The 23,772-nt window shown below is 63.6% G+C and carries 23 protein-coding genes; 14 read left to right on the top strand and 9 right to left on the bottom strand.

Going from position 1 to position 23,772, the window contains the following annotated elements; genetic code table 11:
* The first annotated feature begins 139 nt into the window (after positions 1–139).
* The 4 genes from H1S03_RS07560 (at position 140) to H1S03_RS07545 (ending at position 4,807) form a co-directional block, all read left to right on the top strand.
* A complete protein-coding gene (locus H1S03_RS07560; protein WP_185803877.1) occupies positions 140–1,429 on the top strand; it encodes a helix-turn-helix transcriptional regulator in 1,290 nt (429 codons plus the stop codon).
* Between the two features lie 92 nt (positions 1,430–1,521).
* A complete protein-coding gene (locus tag H1S03_RS07555; protein WP_166190148.1) occupies positions 1,522–1,896 on the top strand; it encodes a response regulator transcription factor in 375 nt (124 codons plus the stop codon).
* Complete coding sequence (locus H1S03_RS07550) at positions 1,893–2,126, top strand: hypothetical protein (protein ID WP_185804040.1); 234 nt, start codon at positions 1,893–1,895, stop codon at positions 2,124–2,126. The genes H1S03_RS07555 and H1S03_RS07550 overlap by 4 nt, the downstream gene beginning before the upstream one ends.
* Before the next feature lie 2 nt (positions 2,127–2,128).
* Positions 2,129–4,807 (top strand): sensor histidine kinase, encoded by a 2,679-nt coding sequence (locus H1S03_RS07545; RefSeq protein WP_185803876.1) that lies wholly within the window; start codon positions 2,129–2,131, stop codon positions 4,805–4,807.
* Between the two features lie 147 nt (positions 4,808–4,954).
* On the opposite strand, the gene H1S03_RS07540 is transcribed toward H1S03_RS07545, so the two are convergent.
* The 9 genes from H1S03_RS07540 to H1S03_RS07500 form a co-directional block, all read right to left on the bottom strand.
* On the bottom strand, positions 4,955–5,875 hold the full coding sequence (locus tag H1S03_RS07540) for an ornithine cyclodeaminase family protein (RefSeq protein ID WP_185803875.1): 921 nt from the start codon (positions 5,873–5,875) through the stop codon (positions 4,955–4,957).
* Positions 5,875–7,050: an amino acid aminotransferase gene (locus H1S03_RS07535; protein ID WP_185803874.1), complete on the bottom strand. Its 1,176-nt coding sequence runs from the start codon at positions 7,048–7,050 to the stop codon at positions 5,875–5,877. The genes H1S03_RS07540 and H1S03_RS07535 overlap by 1 nt, the downstream gene beginning before the upstream one ends.
* Before the next feature lie 12 nt (positions 7,051–7,062).
* Positions 7,063–7,614 carry a GNAT family N-acetyltransferase gene (locus H1S03_RS07530; RefSeq protein WP_166190137.1) on the bottom strand — a complete coding sequence of 184 codons (552 nt, stop codon included), beginning with the start codon at positions 7,612–7,614 and terminating at the stop codon, positions 7,063–7,065.
* A complete protein-coding gene (gene sseA, locus H1S03_RS07525) occupies positions 7,611–8,462 on the bottom strand; it encodes a 3-mercaptopyruvate sulfurtransferase (RefSeq protein ID WP_185803873.1) in 852 nt (283 codons plus the stop codon). Before sseA ends, H1S03_RS07530 begins: the two co-directional genes overlap by 4 nt.
* 61 nt (positions 8,463–8,523) lie before the next feature.
* Positions 8,524–8,940 carry a GNAT family N-acetyltransferase gene (locus H1S03_RS07520; RefSeq protein WP_185803872.1) on the bottom strand — a complete coding sequence of 139 codons (417 nt, stop codon included), beginning with the start codon at positions 8,938–8,940 and terminating at the stop codon, positions 8,524–8,526.
* Between the two features lies 1 nt (position 8,941).
* Positions 8,942–9,742, bottom strand: a complete 801-nt coding sequence (locus H1S03_RS07515; protein WP_185803871.1) for an ABC transporter permease subunit — start codon at positions 9,740–9,742, stop codon at positions 8,942–8,944.
* A complete protein-coding gene (locus H1S03_RS07510; RefSeq protein ID WP_185804034.1) occupies positions 9,742–10,650 on the bottom strand; it encodes an ABC transporter permease subunit in 909 nt (302 codons plus the stop codon). Before H1S03_RS07510 ends, H1S03_RS07515 begins: the two co-directional genes overlap by 1 nt.
* A 160-nt stretch (positions 10,651–10,810) precedes the next feature.
* The gene (locus tag H1S03_RS07505) at positions 10,811–11,923 is read right to left on the bottom strand and encodes an ATP-binding cassette domain-containing protein (protein WP_185803870.1); all 1,113 of its coding nucleotides are present in this window, start codon (positions 11,921–11,923) and stop codon (positions 10,811–10,813) included.
* A complete protein-coding gene (locus H1S03_RS07500) occupies positions 11,896–12,999 on the bottom strand; it encodes a polyamine ABC transporter substrate-binding protein (RefSeq protein ID WP_185803869.1) in 1,104 nt (367 codons plus the stop codon). Before H1S03_RS07500 ends, H1S03_RS07505 begins: the two co-directional genes overlap by 28 nt.
* A 145-nt stretch (positions 13,000–13,144) precedes the next feature.
* On the opposite strand from H1S03_RS07500, the gene H1S03_RS07495 reads away from it, so the two are divergent.
* From H1S03_RS07495 to ccoS, 10 genes are all read left to right on the top strand, one after another.
* A complete protein-coding gene (locus H1S03_RS07495; RefSeq protein ID WP_166190123.1) occupies positions 13,145–14,542 on the top strand; it encodes a glutamine synthetase family protein in 1,398 nt (465 codons plus the stop codon).
* A gap of 244 nt (positions 14,543–14,786) precedes the next feature.
* The gene (gene fnrL, locus H1S03_RS07490) at positions 14,787–15,506 is read left to right on the top strand and encodes a transcriptional regulator FnrL (RefSeq protein ID WP_166190121.1); all 720 of its coding nucleotides are present in this window, start codon (positions 14,787–14,789) and stop codon (positions 15,504–15,506) included.
* A gap of 93 nt (positions 15,507–15,599) precedes the next feature.
* Positions 15,600–17,225, top strand: coding sequence for a cytochrome-c oxidase, cbb3-type subunit I (ccoN, locus tag H1S03_RS07485; protein WP_185803868.1), 1,626 nt, complete (start codon positions 15,600–15,602; stop codon positions 17,223–17,225).
* Between the two features lie 4 nt (positions 17,226–17,229).
* On the top strand, positions 17,230–18,060 hold the full coding sequence (gene ccoO, locus H1S03_RS07480; RefSeq protein WP_185803867.1) for a cytochrome-c oxidase, cbb3-type subunit II: 831 nt from the start codon (positions 17,230–17,232) through the stop codon (positions 18,058–18,060).
* Between the two features lie 10 nt (positions 18,061–18,070).
* Positions 18,071–18,277, top strand: coding sequence for a cbb3-type cytochrome c oxidase subunit 3 (locus tag H1S03_RS07475; protein WP_185803866.1), 207 nt, complete (start codon positions 18,071–18,073; stop codon positions 18,275–18,277).
* Entirely contained in the window at positions 18,270–19,154 is an 885-nt protein-coding gene (gene ccoP / locus H1S03_RS07470) for a cytochrome-c oxidase, cbb3-type subunit III (RefSeq protein ID WP_185803865.1), read from the top strand. The genes H1S03_RS07475 and ccoP overlap by 8 nt, the downstream gene beginning before the upstream one ends.
* A gap of 101 nt (positions 19,155–19,255) precedes the next feature.
* Positions 19,256–20,971, top strand: a complete 1,716-nt coding sequence (gene ccoG / locus H1S03_RS17465; protein ID WP_249777847.1) for a cytochrome c oxidase accessory protein CcoG — start codon at positions 19,256–19,258, stop codon at positions 20,969–20,971.
* On the top strand, positions 20,961–21,449 hold the full coding sequence (locus H1S03_RS07460) for a FixH family protein (RefSeq protein WP_185803864.1): 489 nt from the start codon (positions 20,961–20,963) through the stop codon (positions 21,447–21,449). Before ccoG ends, H1S03_RS07460 begins: the two co-directional genes overlap by 11 nt.
* Positions 21,446–23,554: a heavy metal translocating P-type ATPase gene (locus tag H1S03_RS07455; protein ID WP_185803863.1), complete on the top strand. Its 2,109-nt coding sequence runs from the start codon at positions 21,446–21,448 to the stop codon at positions 23,552–23,554. Before H1S03_RS07460 ends, H1S03_RS07455 begins: the two co-directional genes overlap by 4 nt.
* Entirely contained in the window at positions 23,551–23,709 is a 159-nt protein-coding gene (ccoS, locus tag H1S03_RS07450) for a cbb3-type cytochrome oxidase assembly protein CcoS (protein WP_166190105.1), read from the top strand. Before H1S03_RS07455 ends, ccoS begins: the two co-directional genes overlap by 4 nt.
* The last annotated feature ends 63 nt before the right edge of the window (positions 23,710–23,772 follow it).

Genomic DNA, 23,772 nt, shown 5'->3' with positions numbered 1-23,772 from the left:
TCGAGGTCGGTGTAAACAAATCAACAAGTTGTTGCTTTTGCATATTAATTTTGTAAAATATTTACAGTTGCAATGTGTCGATCTGTGAAGAACATTACATTGCGGCGCGGTAAGGCGCTTTTGCAAAAGGATTTTCCCCATGGTGCGGTCGTTCGCAGGGCTGCGGATTCGCGAGCGTCGGCTCGTCCTTGGCCTGTCACAGACCGCCTTGGCGCGAGAGGCCGGAATTTCGCCGTCCTACCTCAATCTTATCGAGCACAACCGCCGCCCGGTCGCGGGAAAGGTGCTTTTGGCGCTGGCGCGGGCGCTGGATGTACCGCCCTCCGCACTGGGCGAACAAGCGACCCTCGGCCTGGTCGCGGCCCTGCGCGAGGCTGCCGCCGATCTGCCGGTCCATGACCCCGAGACGCATCAGATTGAGGAATTCGTCGGTCGCTATCCCGGCTGGGCCCGCATGATTTCCACGCTCGATCAGACGAACCGTGAATTGCGCACCACGGTCGAGGCGCTGGGTGATCGGCTGACCCATGACCCGGTGCTGCAATCGGACATGCATGAGATGCTGACCACCATCACCGCGATCCGCTCCACCGCGTCGATCCTGGCCACGGTGGACGACATAGAAGCGCCACAGCGCCAGCGGTTCACCCGTGCCATCCATGACGAGAGCCAGCGATTGAGCGAGGTTGCCGGTGCCCTGACAGATTACTTCGACCGCACTGCCTCCTCCGACCGCCCCCCGGCGACACCCGAAGAAGAGGTCGCCCGCATCCTAGAAACGGCGGGCTACAGCTTCACACAGTTGGAGCATGGCGGTGAGGTGGAGCCATTGCTGGACACGTTGCTGCCAAAGGGGGCCGCCGCGCGTGCCGAACTGCGCCACTGGCTGACCCGATGGCGAAACGATGCCGAAGCTGTTCCGGAGGCGGTGCTCGACGATCTGCTTGCCACGCCGCTCGACTTGACTGTGGCGGCGCGTAAGCTGGGCGTTGGTGTCGCGCAACTGATGCGCAGGCTGGCCTTCCGCCAGGGGCAGGCGCCGTTGGGACTGATCGCGATCAACGGCGCGGGCCAGATATTGCTGCGTCGTCCCCTGCCCGACTGGCCGATCTCACGTCAGATGGCGGCCTGTCCGCTGCTACCGGTCTTCGACGCGCTCTGGCAACCCGGCACGACCTGGCCTGTCGATGTTCAGATGCCCGGCGGTCAGAGCACGTTGGCGATCTGCACCGCCGAAATAGACGCGCCCCACCGTATGGGCGAACGCGGGCGCCCGTCCGCCACGATGCTGATCGTTCCCGATTCCGCGCGACATCTGTTTGCGCCCACCGATCCGGGCACCGTCGCCGCAGGGCCGGGATGCCGGGTCTGCTCCCGAACGCGCTGTACCGCCCGCATCGCGGAGCCTGTGATCGCGCATCAGCTTTGACGTTGCCGCATGACCGCTCGCGGCGCTAAGGTATCCCACGCGCCAAGGGTCACGACAGATGACGCATATGCGCCGGGGAGGGAAGGAGACCTATGCCCAAACGCATTCTGATCGTCGAGGATGAGGCTAATATCATGGAATCGCTGGCGTTCCTGCTGCGCCGCGACGGGTTCGAGGTTTCCACCATGCCCGACGGCGCCCGCGCCATGGGTGAGGCGGAGCGTGTTTCACCCGATCTGATGATACTGGACGTGATGCTTCCCAACCTTTCGGGCTTCGACGTGCTGCGCGATCTGCGCGCCCATGACGGGCTGAGCGCGACCCCGGTTATGATGCTGACAGCCAAGGGCCAGACCCGTGACCGCGATCAGGCAGAACAACTGGGTGCCGATCTGTTCATGACCAAGCCGTTCTCGAACGCCGCCATCATCGCGGAGGCACGCCGGCTTACCGGACTGGATCCGTGAGCCAGCCGGAGGACATCCCTCGCGCGCGCAAGCGGCGCTATGACGGAGCGGTCATTCTGCCAATCTTCGCCGCGATGTTGATCCTGCCGCCCTTCGTCGGGTTGTTCGCCGTCCCCGTCACGGTATTCGGCATTCCGCTGATCGTGCTATGGCTGTTCGGCCAATGGCTGGCGCTGATTGCCATCGCCCGACGGTTGGCACACCTGTTGTCGCACCCGGACGACGAATAATCATGCCCAGTTGGAACACGATCGTCATCACGTGCCTATTGTACGTCACCCTGTTGTTCTGCATCGCATTCTGGGCGGAACAACGGGCGAAGCGTGGTCAGTTCGGTTGGATCAGATCGCCCTGGGTCTACACCCTGTCGCTGTCGGTCTATTGCACGACCTGGACCTATTACGGGGCGGTCGGCTCGGCCGCGCGCAGCGGCATGGAGTTCGTGACGATCTATCTGGGCCCGACGCTGACATTTCTGGGCTGGTGGCTGATCCTGCGCAAACTGGTGCGAATTTCGCGGGAACAACGCATCACCTCAGTCGCGGATCTGCTGTCCTCCCGCTATGGCAAGAGCACGTCCATCGGCGTCGTCGTGACGCTGATCGCCGTGCTCGCCTCCACCCCCTATATCGCGCTGCAACTGCAATCGTTGAGTCTGAGCTTCACGCTGTTCTCGGATGTTGGCACGCGCCCCGCGCAGACGGCGTTCTGGATCGCGAGCGGTTTGGCCGCCTTCACCATCCTGTTCGGCACCCGGCATGTCGATGCCAATGAACAGCATTATGGCGTCGTGACCGCCATCGCGGTGGAGGCGGTCGTGAAACTTGTCGCGCTGACCTCCGTCGGTCTGTTCGTGGTCTTTGGTATCGCTGATGGCCCGGCGGATATCTTTGCCCGGCTGCCCGACCCCGAATTGTTGAGCGCGGATGTCTTCGGTCCGCGATGGGTCACGCTGCTGTTCCTGTCCGCCACCGCCGTGATCTGCCTGCCCCGGATGTTTCAGGTCGCCGTGGTCGAGAATGTGGATGAGCGTCATCTGGCAACGGCCAGTTGGGCATTTCCTTTCTATGTCTTCCTGATGTCCCTGTTTGTCATGCCCATCGCGATCATGGGCATGACCGGACTGCCCGCCGATGCGAATCCGGACATCTATGTTCTGACTGTGCCGCTGGGCGCCGGGAACGGTGGACTGGCGCTGCTGGCGTTTCTGGGCGGGTTTTCCGCCGCGACGTCCATGGTCATCGTCGCGGCCATCGCGCTCAGCACCATGGTATCGAACCACATCATCATGCCGCTCTGGCTGCGATCCACGCGACATACAACGGCGGCAAGCGGCGATGTGCGCGGAATGCTGTTGCTGTCACGGCGCGCCAGCATCATCGGAGTGTTGGCGCTGGGCTATATCTATTTCCGGGTCACGGGCGGCTCCACCTCGCTGGCCTCCATCGGATTGATCTCGTTTTTGGGGGCGGCGCAGTTGTTTCCCAGCATCATCGGCGCATTGTACTGGCGCGGTGCAACGCGAACCGGGGCGATTACAGCAGTGATACTGGGCTTCGGGGTCTGGGCCTATGCACTGTTCATACCCAGTTTCGACGGCACGTTCCTGCTGTCACCCGAAGTGATCGCCAACGGGCCATGGGGTGTGGAGCTGCTGCGGCCGCAAGGATTGTTCGGTTCTGAATTCGAAGATCCCCTCGTCCACGCGACGCTGTGGTCGATGGCGGTGAATGTCAGCGCGCTGGTCGTGGTATCGCTGCTGTCACGGCCCGGCGCGCTGGAGCAACTGCAGGCGAAACTGTTTGTCGATGTGTTCACCGGCACCGCCGACCGCCCCGGCATGGCCCTGCGACGCACCGCGAAATCCGAGGATTTGTTCGAGCTTGCCCAACGCATCCTCGGCCGTGAAACCGCGTGGCGGATGTTCACGCAGACGGCACGTGCGCAGGGTAAGGCAAGCGGCCTGCCCGACCCCTCCTCAGACCTGACGCAGAGGTTGGAGCGCGCCCTGGCCGGCGCAATCGGCGCGGCCTCCGCTCATGCGATGGTCAGCCAGATCGGGGGGCACGGTACGGTGTCAGTGTCGGAACTGATGCGCATGGCCGATGAAACCGCCCAGATCATCGAATATTCCAACCGGATCGAGGAAAAGAGCCGCGAGTTGGAGGAGACAGCATCCCAGCTTCGCCATGCGAACGCGCAGTTGCACGAAATCGCGGAGCAGAAGGACGCCTTCCTCAGCCAGGTCAGTCACGAGTTGCGCACGCCGATGACCTCCGTGCGGTCATTCGCGGAGATCCTGCGCGACGGCGATGATCTGGAGCCGGATCAGGCTCGGCGCTTCGTGTCCATCATACACGAAGAAAGCCAGCGTTTGACGCGCCTGCTGGATGAAATCCTCGATGTCTCGGTGCTGGAAAACGGTCAGGCGCAGATCGTGCAGGTTCCGGTCTCGCTCAACGCGACGATAGAACAGGCGCTGGCGGCGACGGAACCTTTGATGCGACGGGCGGGAGTGCAACTGATCCACGCGCCCGGACAGGACATTACCGTTTCAGCCGATCGCGACAGGCTGGCGCAGGTGCTGATAAATGTGTTGAGCAATGCGGTGAAATACGGGCAAGGCAGCCCCCCCGCGATCATCGTGCAGGTCAAGAAAACCGAGCATAGAGTAACCATTACCATCGCGGATAACGGCCCCGGCATCGCGCCTGAGGATCAGGAAAAGGTGTTCGAGAAATTCACCCGGCTCGGCCATCAGACCCTTGCGGGCAGTGCTGGGCTTGGCCTGCCGATCAGCAGGGAAATCATGCGCAATCTGGACGGTGATCTTACTCTCTCTCCGAAGGGGCCGGGTGCAAGTTTCCAGATCAGCCTGAATGCACATGAAGATGTTGCAGCCGCGCAGTGACGGCCCGAAGGTCAAACGATGCCGAGCAGGCTCAGAATGACCAGAACGACGACGACGAGACCGACAAGATAAATGATGCTGCGCATGGAAAGTTCCTTTTCATCTTCAATTACAATCACTCAACGTGACCGTATTGCGAAAAGTTCCTTAAACGCCGCAGATCGTCAGAATCAGATCGGCGGTCATCAGATCCAGATGCGCCCCGCCGCCATTCTTGAACACCGTGATCTCTTGCATGCTGTCGCGCTTCACGCTGCCCGCAACCAGATCGCGCAGGTCGCCCTGTATGTCGGTACGGCTGATGGTTCCCGCCGCCAGCGGGATCGTCAGCTCCCCGATATGATCCACTGTGGTTTCCCGCGCATCGACGAACAGGCGGCCGCGGCGCAGAACCTCGTCATCCGCCTCGCGCATGGTCTCGGTAAATGCCCCGATCAGATCAACATGAGTGCCGGGCCGCAGCAGGGCACCGGGCAGGATCGGGGCGCTGCTCATCGTCGCGGTGGACACGATATCCGCATCGGCCAACGCCGCGTGCAGATCGGACGCGACCTCAACGCCGGAATGCGCGGCGGCCAAAGTCTGCGCCTTGGCTGTCGTGCGGTTCCAGATGGTGATCCGCTCGAGTCCCGGCAGAACGGCGGGATAGGCCTCGATCAGACTCGCCGCGACTGAGCCTGCGCCGACAATCAACAGGTGTTTTGCATCCTCGCGCGCCAGCAGACGCGCGCCCAGCACTGAATCCGCAGCCGTTTTCCAGCGTGTGATCAACTCGCTGTCGATCAGGGCACGCGGAGCGCCCGTAGCATCGTCGAAGATCAGCATCGCGCCCTGCACGCTGGGCAGGCCCTTGTCCGTGTTGCCCGGCAGGACCGTGACCGACTTCACGCCCACGCCCAGCCCGTCGATCCAGGCGGCACGGCTCAACATCACATCCTCGCCGCGATGCAGGAACTGATCCGCGATTTCCGGCACCGCACCGCGATGCCCCGCCTGCAGCGCATCGACCAGACGCGGCCAGTCGCATTTGCCGACGTCATCCGCCGTGATATAAGGCAGCGCGGCCATCAAATTCCCGCCTTTGCCGCACCGCGTGCGAAATCGCGCAGCTTGTCACTGGTCAGACCTGCGATGTTCATCCGGCTGTCGCCCACCATGTAGATGCCCCCCTCACGCATCGCGGCCACCTGTTCGGGGGTCGCCCCGAGACGCGAGAACATGCCGCGATGTTCCGCGATGAAATCGAACCTGTCGGAATTCGTCTCCTGCCGAAGCGCCTCTGCCAGACCGGTGCGCAGGCCGTTGATGCGATCGCGCATTGCGCCCAGCTCGGCCTCCCAATCGGCGCGAAGCTCGGGATCGCCCAGGATTTCCGCCACAACCGATGCAGGATGGTCCGGCGCGAAGGAATAGAGCAACCGGTTCACCACACCCAGCGTCGCCGCGACCAGCGCCGCCTCCGCCGCGTTTTCACACTGAACGATGGCGCAGCCGGCCCGGTCGCGGTAGAGGCCGAAATTCTTCGAGCACGACATGGCGATCATCAAACGCGAGAGCTTCGACGCCATGTGGCGCACGCCCCACGCGTCCTCCTCCAACCCGTCCCCGAGGCCTTGATAGGCGAAATCCACCAGCGGCATCCAGCCATTGTCCTGTGCGCTTTGCGTCACACGCTCCCACTGCGCCTGAGTCAGGTTCGCGCCGGTGGGATTGTGGCAGCAGCCGTGCAGGATCACGATGTCGTCCGGGCCCAGCCTGTCCAGCGTCTCGATCATCGCATCGAACTTCACGCCCAGCGTATCGGTGTCAAAATACGGATAGGTCTGGTGCGGAACCTTCATACTGGCCAGCATCGCCTGATGGTTTGGCCAGCTGGGATCGGAATGCCAGAACCGCGCATTCGGGTTCGCCCGCAGGGTCAGTTCGAACAGCACGCGCAACGCCCCGGTGCCGCCAGGGGCCTGCGCGCCGGTCAGACGGTCGTTCACCTCACCCAAGGCAAGGCGCTGCATACCGGCGACAAAATCGGGGTTTCCGGTGAGTTTCGTATAGCTCTTGGTGTCCTGCCGGGCCAGCAGGCGACGCTCTGCCTCCTTTACGCTGCGCATGACCGGGGTCTTGCCGGCATCGTCCTTGTAGACGCCGACCCCCAGATCGACCTTGTCCTCACGCGGATCGTCGGCAAAGGCCTGAATCAGCGCGATAATGGCGTCCGGCTTCGGCTCGGGAAGGGTGCTGAACATTGGAAAGCCTCCTTAGGGCATTTCGCGCGGTGCGCGCAGCACCATGGTCGCGATCTCTTGGCGCACGGGCGAAAACCCGTTTTTCTGATAGAGCGGCAGCGCACGCGGGTGGTCCAGCGTGCAGGTATTGATGGTCAGGAGCCGGGTTTCCGGGGCATCCCATGCGGAATGGATCGCCGTGCGCAACAACCAGGTGCCCAGACCGGCCCCCACGACCTCAGGCATCAAGCCCAGATAGGCCAGATCGCAGATCTCATCCTGACGGTGGTCGAGCATGAAGAACCCCGACGGCCAGCCGTTTCGGATCAGGGTGTACAGATGCACCTTCGGATCGCAGACGAACGCCTCCAGTTCCGCATGGGGCTGGCGCAAGCGATCGTTCCATTCCCAATCGGAGCCGACACCGCGATACAGGTCGAGGAAATAGCGCACCGGCGGATCCTCCGCCCTCAGCAAGGCCACGGGGGGGCGGCTGGGCGCGGGAGGACGGGGAAAACCGGGCCGTTCGTTCATTTCCAGAAAGGTGATGGTATATTCGACCTTCTCACCTGCCTCGCGCCTCATCCCTGAACGACCTTCAGATCCGGGTACATCCCCCATTCGGCCCACGATCCATCGTAGAGCGCGACCTGACGATGCCCGATCACAGCGAGCGCGAGGCTGAGGATCGCGGCCGTCACGCCGGAGCCGCAGGTGGTGATGATCGGTTTGTCCAGATCGACGTCGGCGCCCTCGAACACGGTGCGCAGTTCGTCCTGCGACTTCATTGTTCCATCCCTCGTCAGCACGTCCCTGTAATAGACGTTCAGCGAATTGGGGATATGGCCCGCGCGCAGACCGGGGCGTGGCTCCTCCTCTTCACCCTTGAACCGGGCGGGGGAACGGGCATCCACGATCTGTTCCTGACCCAGCTTGACCTGTGCCGCGACCTGCGTGACGTCGCGCACTTTGGTCGTGTCGCGCCGTGCGGTGAAGTGGCGGTCACGCAGCAAGGGCAAGTCATCCTCGACAGGGTGGCCCGCGGCCTTCCATGCGGGCAGGCCACCGTCCAGAACGGCGATGTCGCTCTTGCCCATCAGGCGGAACAGCCACCAGACGCGGGGTGCGGAAAACAGGCCAGTGCTGTCATAGACCACAACACGATGCCCATCGCCGATGCCCATCGCCCGCATGCGTGAGATGAACTTCTCGACCGGGGGGGCCATATGCGGCAAATCGGACGCACTGTCCGAGATCTCATCTATGTCAAAGAAACGAGCACCGGGGATATGCTCGTCCTCATACTCGGCACGGGCATCGCGGCCCTGCGCGGGCAGGAACCAGCTGGCGTCGAGGATGCGCAGATCAGGTGCGCCCAGATGTTTGGCCAGCCATTCGACACTGACCAGATCGCCCGTCTCACCCACTGCCATAGAAATCCCTCCACGCTTTGAAAAGTGCTTACCGCGCGGTTCCTGTCAGTTCAAGCGTGGCCTATTGCGTAAACAGCATCATTCCGGCGCCGAATTGCCCATTGGGCCGACGTGTGAAGCCAAGGCTTTCATAGAATGGCTCCAACCCGTCCACTGCCAGCAGACCGATGGTCGTCATCGGCTGCACCTGCGATTGCAGCCGTGCCAGCAGGTTGGCCACCATATCGCGGGCGATCCCGCAACCGCGCATGTCGGGATGGACCATCACATCCTGAATATAGAGGTTCAGCGCCCCGTCCCCGACCGCGCGCGCCATTCCGATCAGGCTCCCGGCTTCGTCGCGCGCGGTCACATGCGCGCAGGAAGCATCCAGCGCGCTGGCCAACCGCTCCACGCTCGGCATGGGCCAGCCGGTAGTTTCACGCAGGGCGAAGGCTTCGCGCGCGGTGGGTGGGGCGGAATCGAGGGTGATCCTCATTTCAATCCTGCCCCCGTTTCCGGCGCGCCTCTGCCCGGCGCATGATTTGCATGCCCACAACCAGCCCCACGCCGACGATGGCGATCACGATGGTGCCCAGCGCGTTCACATCCGGGCTGACACCCAGCCGGACCTTGGAGTAGATCACCATCGGCAGGGTGGAGGACCCCTGCCCGCTGACGAAGCTCGCGATGACCAGATCGTCCAGCGACAAGGTGAATGCCAGCAACCAGCCGGAAATCACCGCCGGCGCGATCACCGGCAGGGTGATCCCGACGAATATTCGCAGCGGACGTGCGCCCAGATCCCGGGCGGCTTCCTCGATGCTCTTGTCGAACCCGGCCAGACGCGCCTGAATGACCACCGCGACGAAGGCCATGCCGAAGGTCGCGTGCGCGATCACGATGGTCAGGATCGACCGCCCCTCGGGCCAGCCGAACCATTGCTCCATCGTGATGAACAGCAACAACAGCGAGAGGCCCGTCACGACCTCGGGCATCACGATGGGCGCCGTGGCCATCGCGGTGAACAGGATGCGCAGACGAAACCCGCCGAACCGTGACAGGACATAGCCGATCACCGTGCCGAACGCCGTGCCCACTGTCGCGGACAGCACCGCCACTTGCAGCGAGACGACGGCCGCGTCCAGCACAGCTTCGTTGGACCACAACTCGACATACCACCTGGTGGACCACCCACCCCAGACGCTGACCAGCTGGCTGGCGTTGAACGAATAGATCACAAGGATCGCCAGCGGCACGTAGAGCAGCGCGAAACCAAGGATCGCCAGAAACCTCAACATCACGCCTCCTCACGCAGCGCCGGGGAGGAGCGCAGCAGCATGAACGGTATGACCAGCAATGCCAGCATCGCGATGGCCACCGCGCTGGCGACGGGCCAGTCGCGGTTGCGCGTGAACTCACCCCACAGGACATTTCCGATCATCGGGGAATCCTGAGCGCCCATCAGATCGGGGATCACGAACTCCCCCACCGCCGGAATGAACACCAGCAGGCACCCCGCGACGATGCCCGGTGCGCTCAGGGGCAAGGTCACGGTGCAGAATGTCGCGAATTTCGAGGCCCCCAGATCGGCGGATGCCTCCAGCAACGCGCCGTCGAGCTTCTCCAGCGTGGAATAGAGGGGCAGCACCATCAAGGGCAGATAGGTAAACACGATGGTCAGATAGACGGCAAAATCCGTCTGCATCATCTGGATCGGTTGATCTATGACACCGGCCCAGATCAGAACGGAATTGATGATACCGCCCTGCCGCAACATTCCCATCAGCGCATAGATCCGCAACAGTGACGATGTCCAGAACGGCAGGATCACCAGCATCAACAACAGATTGCGCCGTGCGGGTTCGGCCCGCGCGATCATCCACGCCATCGGCCATGCGACCAGCAGGCACAGGAATGTCGCGCCCGCCGCGATCTTCACCGAGCCGAGATAGGCCCGCCAGTACAGATCGTCCTCGGTCAGAAAGACGTAATTGCCCAACGACCCGACGAAGCGCGGCCACCAGCCGTCGAACTCGAAAGCGGCCGAATAGGGCGGCACGCTGAACTGCGGACTGCCCAGCGACACCAGAAAGACGATGCCGAACGGAATCAGAAAGAACAGCAGCAGCCAGAGGAACGGCACGCCGATCACCAGCCTCTTGCCCCAACCGCCGCCCAGCCTGCGCCGGGGCTTCGCCCCTGCCATGTCACTGACGGTCACGTCCGTGATGCCCTCCACCGGTTCGCTCATCGGGGTGGATCCGAAATGGATATTTCAAGACAGAAGAAAGCGGCCCTCTTCTGTCCTGCAAATATCCTCGCGCGACAGCGCGAAATGATCCGGTTCCCGCTCATCCGATGCCCGCTCATTCGCGCAGCACCACGGCACCCTCGGGTGCGAAGTCGAACAGGACGGGGGTGTCCCAGGTGATGTCGCCCTCCCCCTCGCGGAACCGGTTAGGGCGGGTTACGTCCAGCGTGCCGCCCCCCGGCAGTGTCAGGCGATAGCGGGTGACGTCGCCGCGATAGGCGTAATCCTCGACCACTGCAGGAAACCCGGTGCCGAGGGTGATCTTCTCCGGCCGGATTGCCAGCGTGACAGGTGTACCCACCTCGGGCGGGGTTCCCTCGCAGGCGGCCAGAACCTGCTGCCCGATGGCGGGGCAATCCAGCCGGACCCGATCACCGTCCATTCCCCTGACGGTCGCCTCCAGCATGTTCACGTTGCCGACGAAATCGGCGATCATCCTGTTGCGCGGGAATTCGTAGATGCGGCGCGGCGTGTCCACCTGCACCAGTTGGCCCCTGTCCATCACGCCGATCCGGGTGGCCAGCGTCATCGCTTCCTCCTGATCGTGGGTGACGACGACGAAGGTGGTGCCGGTCTTGTCGAAGATATCCATCAATTCAAACTGCGTTTCCTCACGCAGCTTGCGGTCCAGCGCGCTCAACGGTTCATCCAGCAACAGCAGTTTCGGTCCCCGGGCCAGCGCCCGTGCCAGGGCGACCCGCTGGCGTTGCCCGCCCGACATCTGGTGCGGTTTGCGCGTGGCGAAACCTTCCATCCGTACGAGGCGCAACATCTCGCGCACACGCGCCTCCCGCTCCGCGCGGCCCATACCCATCCGGCGAAGTCCGTAGGCGATGTTGTTTGCAACGTTCATGTGGGGGAACAGGGCATAGCTCTGAAACATCATGTTCACGGGCCGGTCCGCCGGGTCGATGCCGACCATGTCGCGGCCTTCGATCTCGATCGAGCCGGAGGTCGGGAGTTCGAAGCCTGCCAACATGCGCAGCAGGGTGGATTTTCCCGAACCGGAGCCGCCCAGCAGGCAGAACAATTCCTTTCGATGGATGTCGATCGACAGGTCATCGACGGCGCGCACGCCGTCGAATTCCTTCACCACATTGCGGATGCGCAGGAACGGTTCGTCCTGCGTCGGCACCGCGATCACTCGCCCGTCTTGACGGTGGTCCACAGACGGTTGATCGTCCGGTCGGTCCGCGCGTCATAGACTTCAGAGGCCCACAGACGGTCCTTCGCGGCCTCCGTCGGGAAGATTCCGGGATCGCCGGTGATTTCGGGGTCCACCAGTTCCAGCGACGCGGCGTTGCCGTTGGCATACCAGACGTAGTTGGTGATATCGGCGGTGATGTCCGGGCGCATCACGAAGTTGATGAACTCATGCGCCAGATCGGGGTTCGGCGCATCGGCGGGGATCGCCATCATGTCGAACCATTGCAAGGCGCCTTCGGACGGAATCACGTAGGCGATTTCAACCCCGTTTTCAGCCTCCTCCGCACGATAGAGCGCCTGGAACACGTCACCGGACCAACCGACAGACAGGCAGACATCGCCGTTCGCCAGATCGGAAATGTACTGGGACGAGTGGAAATAACGCACATAAGGCCGGATCGAGGCCAGCAGCTCCGCCCCTGCTTCCAGATCGTCGGTATCGGTCGATCTCGGGTCGAGGCCGAGGTAATTCATCGCGGCGGGCAGCATCTCCGTCGGGGCGTCCAGCATGGTGACGCCGCAATCGGCCAGTTGCGAGATTACCTCCGGGTCGAACACCATGTCCCAGCTGTCGGTCGGCGCGTCCGCGCCCAGCCGTTCCTCGATCATTGCGGTGTTGTAGCCGATGCCGGTGGTGCCCCACATGTAGATCACGGAATGGGCGTTATCCGCGTCATAGACCGCAGCGGCCGCCATCAGGTCGGGATCCATGTTTTCGGCATTGGGCAGCTTGGAATAATCGAGCGGCTGATAGATGCCCGCCAAAACCTGTCTGCGCAGAAAATCCGATGTCGGCACCACGATGTCGAACCCGGTATTTCCGGCGAACAACCGGGCCTCCAGCACCTCGTTGCCGTCATACACGTCGTAGTTGACCGTCACGTCGAATTCTTCCTCGAATTTCGCGATGGTGTCCTCGGCGATATAGTCCGACCAGTTGTAGATGTTGAGCACCCGGTCCTGCGCCATCAGCGCGGCCGGGACCGTCAGCGCCAGTGCGGCAAGGGCCGTGGTGGCGGTCAGCTTGGTCTTGAGCATGGTGCACTCCTCAGTTGGCGTTCTCGCTTGGTTTGAGCATATGCAGCATGTTCGCGGCTTGGGAAGAGCTTTCGTCGCACGGACCCACTACCGCGCGTATCGCGGCCATGTTAGCCAGTAAACGCAACGCTTCAGGAGCCTTACAATGCAACCGCGCAATCCGCTCAGCCTTACCGAGTCCCCCAACATCGACGGCGATGCACCCGACGCGCTGGATCAGCTTCGCCAGTGGATCCGCGAACACCGGGTCGAGGAAATCGAATGCGTCATTCCCGATCTGGCCGGAATTGCACGCGGCAAGGTGATGCCGGCGGCGAAATTCCTGCGTGAGCCTGGCCTGCGTCTGCCGATGTCCACCTTCTTCGCCACCATCAACGGCGATTACACCGAGGAAGTCGGTCCGCAACTCTATACCGATCCGGATCTGGTGCTGACACCCGATTACGGTGCCATCCGGGCCGTGCCATGGGCCAACGACCGCTCGCTTCAGATCATGCATGACGCCCAGACCGAGGATGGCAAGGCGTTCGGCCTCGCCCCGCGTCAGGTGCTGCAACGGGTGGTGAGCCTTTATAACGAGCGTGGCTGGTATCCGATCGTAGCGCCCGAGATCGAATTCTATCTGGTCAAACCGAACCACGATCCCGACTATCCGTTGGAGCCGCCCGTCGGCCGATCGGGGCGTCAGTCCACCGGCAATCAGGCGTTTTCCTTGTCTGCGGTGGATGAATACGACGAGGTGATCGAGCTGATCTACGATTACGCCGACGCACAGAACCTGGCCATCGACACCATCATTCAGGAGGCCGGACCCGCCCAGCTGGAAATCAACATGATCCACGGCGATCCGGTGCGGCTGGCCGACGAGGTGTTCCTGTTCAAGCGTCTGATCCGCGAGGCCGCCCTGCGCTGCGGCTCCTACGCGACCTTCATGGCGAAGCCGTATGGCAATCAGGTCGGCTCCGCGATGCATATCCACATGAGCGTGACGGACGTGAACGGCAACAACATCTTTTCCGGCCCGGATGGAAAGGCGACGGCGCTGCACGATGCCTTTGTCGGCGGTCAGCAGGGGCATTTCCATGCGGCCACGGCGCTGGTCGCGCCTTACGTGAACTCCTACCGCCGCCTGATTCCGGGCTGGTCGGCCCCGATCAATCTGGACTGGGGCGAGGACAACCGGACAACCGGCCTGCGCAGCCCCCGCGCCACCCCCGCCGCGCGCCGCGTGGAAAACCGGGTCGCGGGTGCGGACGCCAACCCCTACCTCGCGCTGGCCGCAACGCTGGCCTGCGGATATCTGGGCCTGACCGAGGAGATCAAGCCGCGGGTCCGGGTCAAGGGCAACAGCTACAGCCGCGACCGCGATCTGCCCACCTCGCTGCTGGACGCCATCGTCGCGCTGGACGAAAGCGTGGAGTTGCGCAACGTGTTGGGCGATTATTTCGTGGATACGTTCACGGCCGTGAAACGGACGGAGCACGACCAGTTCATGCAAGTCATCTCCCCCTGGGAGCGGCAGCATCTTCTGCTGAACGTGTAGCGATTTCGGGCCGGGGCGTGATCTTCGCGCCTCCGCCCCTTTTGTCAGGCGGCCTGCGCCACGGATGTCCGCCGTTGCAGTCCCACGTCACGCTGGTGTGGACAGTTTTCATATTTCTCGCTGCCCGCTGACAGGAAAACGAATCGCGTGTTCTCGGGGTCACGTTCCGCACGATTCGACAGGCCGGAGCAGATGTTTGAGCGTCGCGCCTTGATGTCGATCAACTGGTGTGTAGATGTGCGGCATGACCCGTATCGACCTCTCCCTCGCCGCGCCCAGCTGTTCGGCCTGCCCGATCCGCCACCGCGCCATCTGCGCGACCTGCGAGGACGATGAATTGTTGCGGCTGGAACGGATGAAGACCTATCGCAGCTGGCGGGTCGGACAGACCATCGTGATGGAGGGTGACGTTCTGCCCTTCGTCGGGTCCATTGTATCAGGCTGCGCCACACTGACCCGCTCGATGGAGGATGGGCGCACGCAGATGGTCGGTCTGCTGCTGCCGTCGGATTTCGTCGGACGGCATGATCGCGACCGTGCCGCGTATCAGATCGTCGCCGCCACCGATGTGACCTTCTGCCTGTTCCGGCGCGCGGAATTCCAGCAACTGGTTCGCGACACGCCGCATGTCATGGAACGCCTGCTGAAAATGTCGCTGGACGAACTGGATGCCGCCCGCGAGTGGATGATGGTTCTGGGGCGCAAGACCGCGCGGGAGAAAGTCGCCAGCCTGCTGGTCAACATCCTGCGCCGCACCGCAACGGACGTGCATCCCATACGCGCCGAATTGCCCCTGACGCGAGAGGCGATGGCGATCTATCTGGGCCTGACCATCGAAACCGTCAGCCGGCAGATGACCGCCCTGCGCCGCGACGGCCTGATCGGGCTGGAGGGGCGCCGCGGTATTTTATGTGCCGATCTGGCCGCCCTGCAGGCTGAGGCTGAAATCGACGCAGCCCCCTGATCGAATTCCAAACGGTTTGACCTGAATCAAGGCGCAGGCCCCGCGCATCTGCGATGCCCGATCCGAACTCCATCGGAAAGGGATCCCGTCCGCATGTCCTATTACCTCAGAGGCTCCTCGGGCGTCCTGCTGCTGATCGCGCTGGCCGCAATTGCGTTTTTCGCAGCCCTGGCCGCCGGCTGGTCACGCGATGTCGCCTATATGGTGCACGCACTCATTTTCATGACGGTGGCCGCAGGCCTGTTCGTCTGGACCCTGAGATCCCTGCCGGTGGGCGGTGGCCCCGTGCTGCCCCCCGAGGCACCGACCGGCTATATGGACGGTCCCGTCCGGGCGGGCGTGATCGCCACCGCGTTCTGGGGGGTCGTCGGATTTCTGGTCGGCACGTTTATCGCGTTCCAGCTGGCCTTTCCGGCGCTGAACATCGAATGGGCGCAACCCTATGCGAATTTCGGACGTCTGCGCCCGCTGCACACCTCGGCTGTGATCTTCGCGTTCGGCGGCAATGCGCTGATCGCGACGTCCTTCTACGTGGTGCAGCGCACCTGCGCCGCACGTCTGTGGGGCGGACCTACGGCGTGGTTCGTGTTCTGGGGATATCAGATGTTCATCGTGCTGGCCGCCACGGGCTACCTCCTTGGCGCCACCCAGTCCAAGGAATATGCCGAGCCTGAATGGTATGTGGACATCTGGCTGACCATCGTCTGGCTGTCCTATCTGGCGGTGTTCTTCGGCACGATCCTGCGTCGGCGTGAGCGTCACATCTACGTCGCCAACTGGTTCTACCTCGCCTTCATCGTGACGATCGCGATGCTGCACGTGGTCAACAACCTGTCCCTTCCGGTCAGCATTTTCGGGTCAAAATCGGTCCAGGTCTTCGCCGGTGTGCAGGATGCGATGACGCAATGGTGGTACGGCCACAACGCGGTCGGTTTTTTCCTGACGGCGGGTTTTCTGGGCATGATGTACTATTTCGTGCCCAAGCAGGCCGGCCGCCCGATCTATTCATACAAGCTGAGCATCATCCACTTCTGGGCGCTGATCTTCCTGTATATCTGGGCGGGACCGCACCACCTGCACTATACCGCCCTGCCCGACTGGGCCGCGACGCTGGGGATGGTGTTCTCGATCATCCTGTGGATGCCCTCGTGGGGTGGCATGATCAACGGCCTGATGACGCTGCAAGGCGCCTGGGACAAGATCCGCACCGATCCGATCATCCGGATGTTCGTAGCCTCGCTGGCCTTTTACGGGATGAGCACGTTCGAAGGCCCGATGATGTCGATCCGCGCCGTGAACTCGCTGTCGCACTACACGGACTGGACCATCGGTCACGTGCATTCGGGGGCTTTGGGCTGGAACGGCCTGATCACCTTTGGCGCGCTGTATTTCCTGACGCCCAAACTGTGGGGCCGGCGCGAGATGTATTCGGTCCCCGCGATCAACGCCCATTTCTGGCTGGCGACGGTGGGTATCGTGCTCTACGCCGCGTCGATGTGGGTGTCGGGCATCATGGAAGGCCTGATGTGGCGCGAGGTCGATCCCAACGGCTTCCTCGTGAACTCCTTCGCGGACACGGTCGATGCGAAATTCCCGATGTATGTCGTGCGGGCCCTGGGTGGCGCGCTCTATCTGGCGGGCGGTGTGCTGATGGTCTGGAACATGTGGATGACCATCCGCGAGCCGCGCACCGCTGCCATCGCCACCCCTGCGGAGTAAGAACATGAGCAAGGACCCTCACAACCCCGACTACGATCCCGCGGACGATCCCAAGGTAAAGACCTTGTCGGACGCACCCGGCGACGTTCCCAACCAGTTGCCGCCCGAAACGGCAACCATATCCTTCCATCAGCGGTTGGAGCGCAACGCCACCCTGCTGCTGATCGCCAGCTTCGCGGTGGTCACCGTCGGCGGCATCGTTGAGATCGCGCCGCTGTTCTGGCTGGAAAACACCATCGAGGACGTCGAGGGGATGCGCCCCTATTCGCCGCTCGAACTGGCGGGGCGCGAGATCTATGTGCGCGAGGGGTGCTATACCTGCCACTCGCAGATGATCCGCCCCATGCGGGACGAGGTCGAACGCTACGGCCATTACAGTCTGGCCGCGGAATCGATGTATGACCACCCGCACCAGTGGGGCTCGAAACGCACAGGCCCCGATCTGGCGCGCATCGGCGGGCGCTATTCGGACGAATGGCATGTCGATCACCTGTCCGACCCGCAATCCGTCGTGCCGGAAAGCGTGATGCCGAAATACGCCTTCCTGGCCGATACCCGCCTGAATGGCGCGCATATCGAAGATCTGCTGTCAGCGCATCGCAGCGTCGGCGTGCCCTATACCGAGGATATGGTGATCGCGGCCCGCGCGGATTTCCTGGTCCAGACCAATCCCACCGGCGACATCGACGGGCTGTTGGAACGTTATCCGGGCGCACAGGTCCGCAATTTCGACGGGTTACCGGGCACGTCCGAGATGGACGCGCTGATCGCCTATCTGCAAATGCTTGGCACGTTGGTCGATTTCTCGACCTTCACGCCCGACCCTGATCGTTGAGGCGCACGTCATGGAAACATACTCCTTCCTTCGCCAGTTGGCCGACAGTTGGGTTCTGCTGGTCCTGACGCTGATTTTCCTCGGTGTGGTGGCGTGGGCCTTCCGACCGGGATCGCGCGGAATGCACAACGATGCGGCGGCCGTGCCCTTCCGTCACGACGATGCGCAGCTGCCCCGCCACAACGACCCCCGGACAAAAGGTGACGGCAATGACTGACAAGAAACGCATCGACGACGAAACCGGGACAGAGACGACCGGCCACAACTGGGACGGTATCGAGGAGCTGAACACCCCGCTGCCCCGGTGGTGGTTGTGGACGTTCTACGCCACCATCGTCTGGGGGATCATATACACGATCCTCTATCCGGCATGGCCCCTCGTGTCCGGAACGACCCGCGGCATCCTGGACTGGACCACCCGGGGCGAGGTCGCCGCACAGATCGAGGCCGTAAACCTGTCCAACGCCGAGATGACGCAGAGCCTGATCGAGGTTGACCTTGGCGTGCTGGAACGCAACGAGGCGCTGCACCGTTTCGCCGTATCGGCTGGGGCGGCGGTGTTTCGCACGAATTGCTCGCAATGCCACGGCGCGGGCGCGGCGGGCGTGCAGGCGGCGGGCTATCCCAACCTGCTCGACGATGCCTGGCTGTGGGGTGGACAGATCACCGACATTGCCGACACCGTCCGCCACGGCATCCGGTCCGAGGACGACCCCGCGACCCGCTGGTCCGCCATGCCCGCCTTCGGCGAGATGCTGTCGGAGGAAGAAATCGCGGCCCTGACCACCCATGTCCGCAGCCTGTCCGGGCTGGAGGAAGCAGATCCGCAGGGCGCGACCCTGTTCGCGGACCAATGCGCCTCGTGCCACGGGGATGAGGGTACGGGTGATCGCACCTTGGGCGCGCCGGATCTGACGGATGCGATCTGGCTTTATGGCGGCACGACCGAGGATGTTACCTACACCATCGAAAACGCCCGCTTCGGCGTGATGCCACCCTGGGGCGAACGCTTGGGCGAAGCGCAGGTCCGCGCCGTCGCCGCCTATGTTCACGGCCTGGGCGGCGGTGAGGCACAGGTCGGCACCACCGACTGACAGAACGCCGCACCCGCCCGCGCCTTGATCCATCTCAAGGCGCGGGCGGGTGCAGTGCGCGATACAGGCCGCGAAACCTCCCTTCGACGGAAGCCGCGCCCATGTCCGATGCCCCCCTTTTCGCTGCACGCGAACCCATCTTTCCCAAAAGGGTCTCCGGCTTTTACCGGCGGTTGAAATGGTGGATAATGGGGATCACCCTAGGTATCTACTATCTGGTGCCGTGGCTGCGCTGGGACCGTGGCCCCGCCCTGCCCGATCAGGCAGTTCTGATCGACCTGGCAAACCGGCGATTCTATTTCTTCTTCATCGAGATCTGGCCCCATGAATTCTATTTCGTGGCGGGCCTGCTGATCATGGCGGGGCTGGGGCTGTTCCTGTTCACCTCCGCCCTTGGTCGGGTCTGGTGCGGCTATGCCTGCCCGCAAACCGTGTGGACCGACCTGTTCCTGAAGGTCGAACGCTGGATCGAGGGCGACCGCAACGCCCGCGTGCGTCTGTGGAAAGCACCGTGGAGTCTGCATAAATGGCGGCTGCGCGTCACAAAATGGGTGATCTGGCTGCTGATCGCCATGGCCACGGGCGGTGCGTGGGTGTTCTACTTCGCGGATGCGCCGACATTGCTGCGCGATCTGGTGACATTCGAAGCGGCCCCGGTCGCCTATGTCACCATCGCGATCCTGACCGCTACGACCTTCATATTCGGCGGTTTCATGCGCGAACAGGTCTGCATCTACATGTGCCCTTGGCCGCGCATCCAGGGCGCCATGATGGACGAGGGCACCCTGACCGTCGGTTATCGCGACTGGCGGGGGGAGCCGCGTGGAAAGGGCAACGCACGACGCCGCGCTGTCGCGGCGGAGGTTGGCCCCGCCCTGCCCGTACGCTACGGCGCGGGCGCAGACGCGGACAAGGATACCGCGGCACCCAGACTGTCGCGCGAGGGCGAGGTGCTGGGCGATTGCATCGACTGCATGGCCTGCGTCAACGTCTGCCCCATGGGCATCGACATACGTGAGGGCCAGCAGTTGGAATGCATCACCTGCGCGCTGTGCATCGACGCCTGTGATGAGGTAATGGCCCGGATCGGTCGCCCGCGCGGGTTGATCGACTACCTCGCCCTCGACGACCGCCCGCCGGTTTTGCCGGGCGAACATGCCCCGGTCCGCCCCTTCGGAAACGAGGTGCCGGAGGATCAGGGTGCCGCGACCGGCGTACCCACCCCCACCGCCGCCGCCCGTGATGGGCTGGACGCGGACGCGACGGCCACCACGCCGATTGAGGGCGACCCGGCCCCTGCGCCCAATGCGGCGGAACAGCCCTTCACCACGTCTCACAGCCAAGACTGGACGCCCACCGCGAATTGGCGGCACGTACTGCGGCCGCGCACGATCCTCTACACCATCGTATGGGCAGCTATCGGCGCGGGATTGCTGGCGGCCCTGTACCTGCGCCCGGATATCGAGCTGACAATCGCCCCCGTGCGCAACCCGACTTTCGTGACGCTTTCCGACGGCGCGGTGCGCAACACCTACGACATTCGTCTGCGCAACAAGCACGGGGAGCCGCGCGATTTTGCGTTCTCCCTCACCTCTGACGACGACATGGCGCTGATGCTCGAAGGACATGCGGGCGTGACCGTGACGGTTCCCCCCGACGCGACAATGCTGCAACGTGCATATGTCATCGCACCACCCGAAACCGACGCCGCGCAGGATGAGCGCACCACGATCGGATTCACGATCCGCGACACCGCCTCGGGCGAGGAGGCGCACCGTGAAACCATCTTCAACGGACGAGGCAACAATGCACGCTGAACCCTTGCACACCAGACGCCCTCACAACCGCACGCTGACCGGCTGGCACGTATTGGCCATGTTCATCGGCGGGTTCGGCATCATCATCGCCGTGAACCTGCTGCTGGCCTATAGCGCCGTGCGAACCTTTCCCGGCCTGGAGACGGACAGTTCCTACGTCGCCAGCCAGACATTCGACGCCGATCGCGCCGCGCAGGATGCCTTGGGCTGGACCGTCGATCTGACTTACGCAGATGAGGATCTGAACCTGCACATCGTGGGTCCGAATGGGCGGAATGTGCACCCCGAAATCATCAGCGCCACGCTGGGCCGCGCGACGACGGTGGCCTCGGACATGACGCCCGACTTCGTGTGGACGGGAAGCTATCTGTCGGCGCACACGCCCCTCGCCCCGGGGAACTGGAACCTGCGCCTGGATCTGCGCAGCGCGGACGGCACACCATTCCGTCGTCGCATCCCACTGCATGTGCTGCCATGACTGCCGCCTGCGCAGCCTGTGTCGCGGTCCCTTCCGCGCAGGACATCGCCCGCGATGCGGCGGGTGAGGTGGTGCATCTGTCGCTGCCAGGCATTCACTGCGCCGCCTGCATCGCCGGGGTGGAGCGTACCCTGACCTCGGTGCCCGGCATTCGCGCCGCCCGGGTCAATCTGGGCCGCCGCCGCGTGCGCATCGTCACCGCGCCCGATATCGGAGCCGCCCCGGCCCTCGCGGCCCTGACCGCCGCCGGGTTCGAGGCCCACCAGCTGGATGACAGCATCGCGACCCCCACGGGCGACGATACGGGCCGCACCCTGCTGGCGCGGATTGCGGTGGCGGGCTTTGCCATGATGAATGTCATGGCGCTGTCGGTCGCGGTGTGGTCGGGGGCCTCGCAAACCACAGAAGCCATGTTCCACTGGGTTTCAGCCGCCATCGCCCTGCCCGCGCTGGCCTACGCGGCGGTGCCGTTCTTTAGCTCGGCCATCGGCGCGATCCGGGGGGGACGCGTCAACATGGACGTGCCCATCGCTCTGGCGATCCTGCTGGCCAGCATCACCTCGCTGCATGAAACGATCTATTCCGCCGGGGCGGACACATGGTTCGACGCGGCGCTGTCGTTAACGTTCTTTCTGTTGGCGGGGCGGTATCTGGATCACCGCGCCCGCGCCACGGCCAGATCCGCGGCGGCGGAACTGACGGCGCTGGAACTGCCTCGCGCCACCCTGATCGAAGGCACCACACGGCGCACCGTCGATGTGGCCCGCATCCTGCCCGGCGATCATATCGCGTTGAGCGTCGGAGCGCGCGCGCCGGTGGACGGCACCACGCTGGGACCGGCCATACTCGACCGCTCTGCCCTGACGGGCGAATCCGCGCCGGTCGCAATCGAGGCGGGTGCGCCGATCTGCGCGGGCGAAACCGTCCTCGACGCTCCCGTGACACTGCGCGCCACCGCCCGTGCGGCGGACAGCACCTTGCGCCGCCTTGCCGCGTTGGTCGAGGTGGCCGAAACCGGTCGCCACCGCTATTCCGGGATCGCGGACCGCGCCGCGCGGCTCTATGCGCCATTGGTGCATGGGCTGGCCGCGCTGGCGTTTCTGGGCTGGTGGTGGGGCACGGGTGACGCACATCTGGCCATTGGCATCGCGACCGCCGTCCTGATTATCACGTGCCCCTGCGCATTGGGCCTGGCCGTGCCTGCCGTCACGGCCAGTGTGACCGGCAGGTTGTTCCGGGCGGGCATCCTGCTGAAATCCGGTACGGCACTGGAGCGTTTGGCCGAGGTCGATTGCATCCTGATCGACAAGACCGGAACCCTGACCGAGGGCACGCCACGATTGCCCGAACTGGACGCGACTGCAGCCGGAATTGCGTTGACCCTGGCGCAGGCCTCCAGCCATCCTGTTTCACGAGCCATTGCCGCCGCGCTGACGGGCCACACGCCGGTTGCGCTCGACGATATTCACGAGACCGCCGGTCAGGGAATGACCGCCACATGGAACGGTTCCCCCGTGGCGCTGGGTCGCGGCCCCGATGGCACCGTCCTGACGCTGCCAGACTGTCAGATCGCGCTGAACATGGCAGAGCATTTGCGCCCCGGCGCTGCCGATATGATCGAGAGCCTGCGGTCCGACGGATACGACGTGCACATGTTGACCGGCGACCGGCAGCAGGCTGCCGATCTTCTGGCGGCACGGTTGGGGATCTCGCATGTTCATGCCGGGATGCAGCCACAGGACAAGGCCGCGCTGGTCGCTGAACTGACCGCACAGGGTCGAAGGGTGCTGATGATCGGGGACGGGCTGAACGATACGGCGGCGCTGGCGGCGGCGCATGTCTCCCTTGCCCCGGCCACCGCGCTGGATGCCGCCCGGGTCGCCTCGGACGGAGTGGTCCTTGCCAGCGATTTGCGGGCCGTCCCCCAATCGCTGCGTGCGGCGCGAAGGGCGCTGCGACGCATCCGGCAGAATCTGGCGATCGCGGCGGGATACAATGCCATCGCCATACCCATCGCGCTGGCCGGGCTCGCCTCACCGTTGACCGCGGCCATCGCGATGTCGCTGTCGTCGGTCACTGTCGTTGGAAATGCGGTGCGCCGATGAACATTCTCATCGTTCTCATTCCCGTTTCCATCACGTTGGGCGCTGCCGGGCTGGCGGCGTGCATCTGGACGTTGCGACATGGACAATACGAGGATCTGGAAGGTGACGCCGCCCGAATTTTGCTGGATGACCGAGAGCCGGACGAGCCGCAATAGACAGGCGTTTCACAGGCGGACGAAAAAACGGCCCCGATGACGGGGCCGTTTCACGATTCAGTT

It is taken from the genome of Pontivivens nitratireducens, assembly GCF_014235845.1.
Lineage (GTDB): Bacteria > Pseudomonadota > Alphaproteobacteria > Rhodobacterales > Rhodobacteraceae > Pontivivens > Pontivivens nitratireducens.
This window is presented reverse-complemented; position numbering and strand designations above follow the sequence as displayed.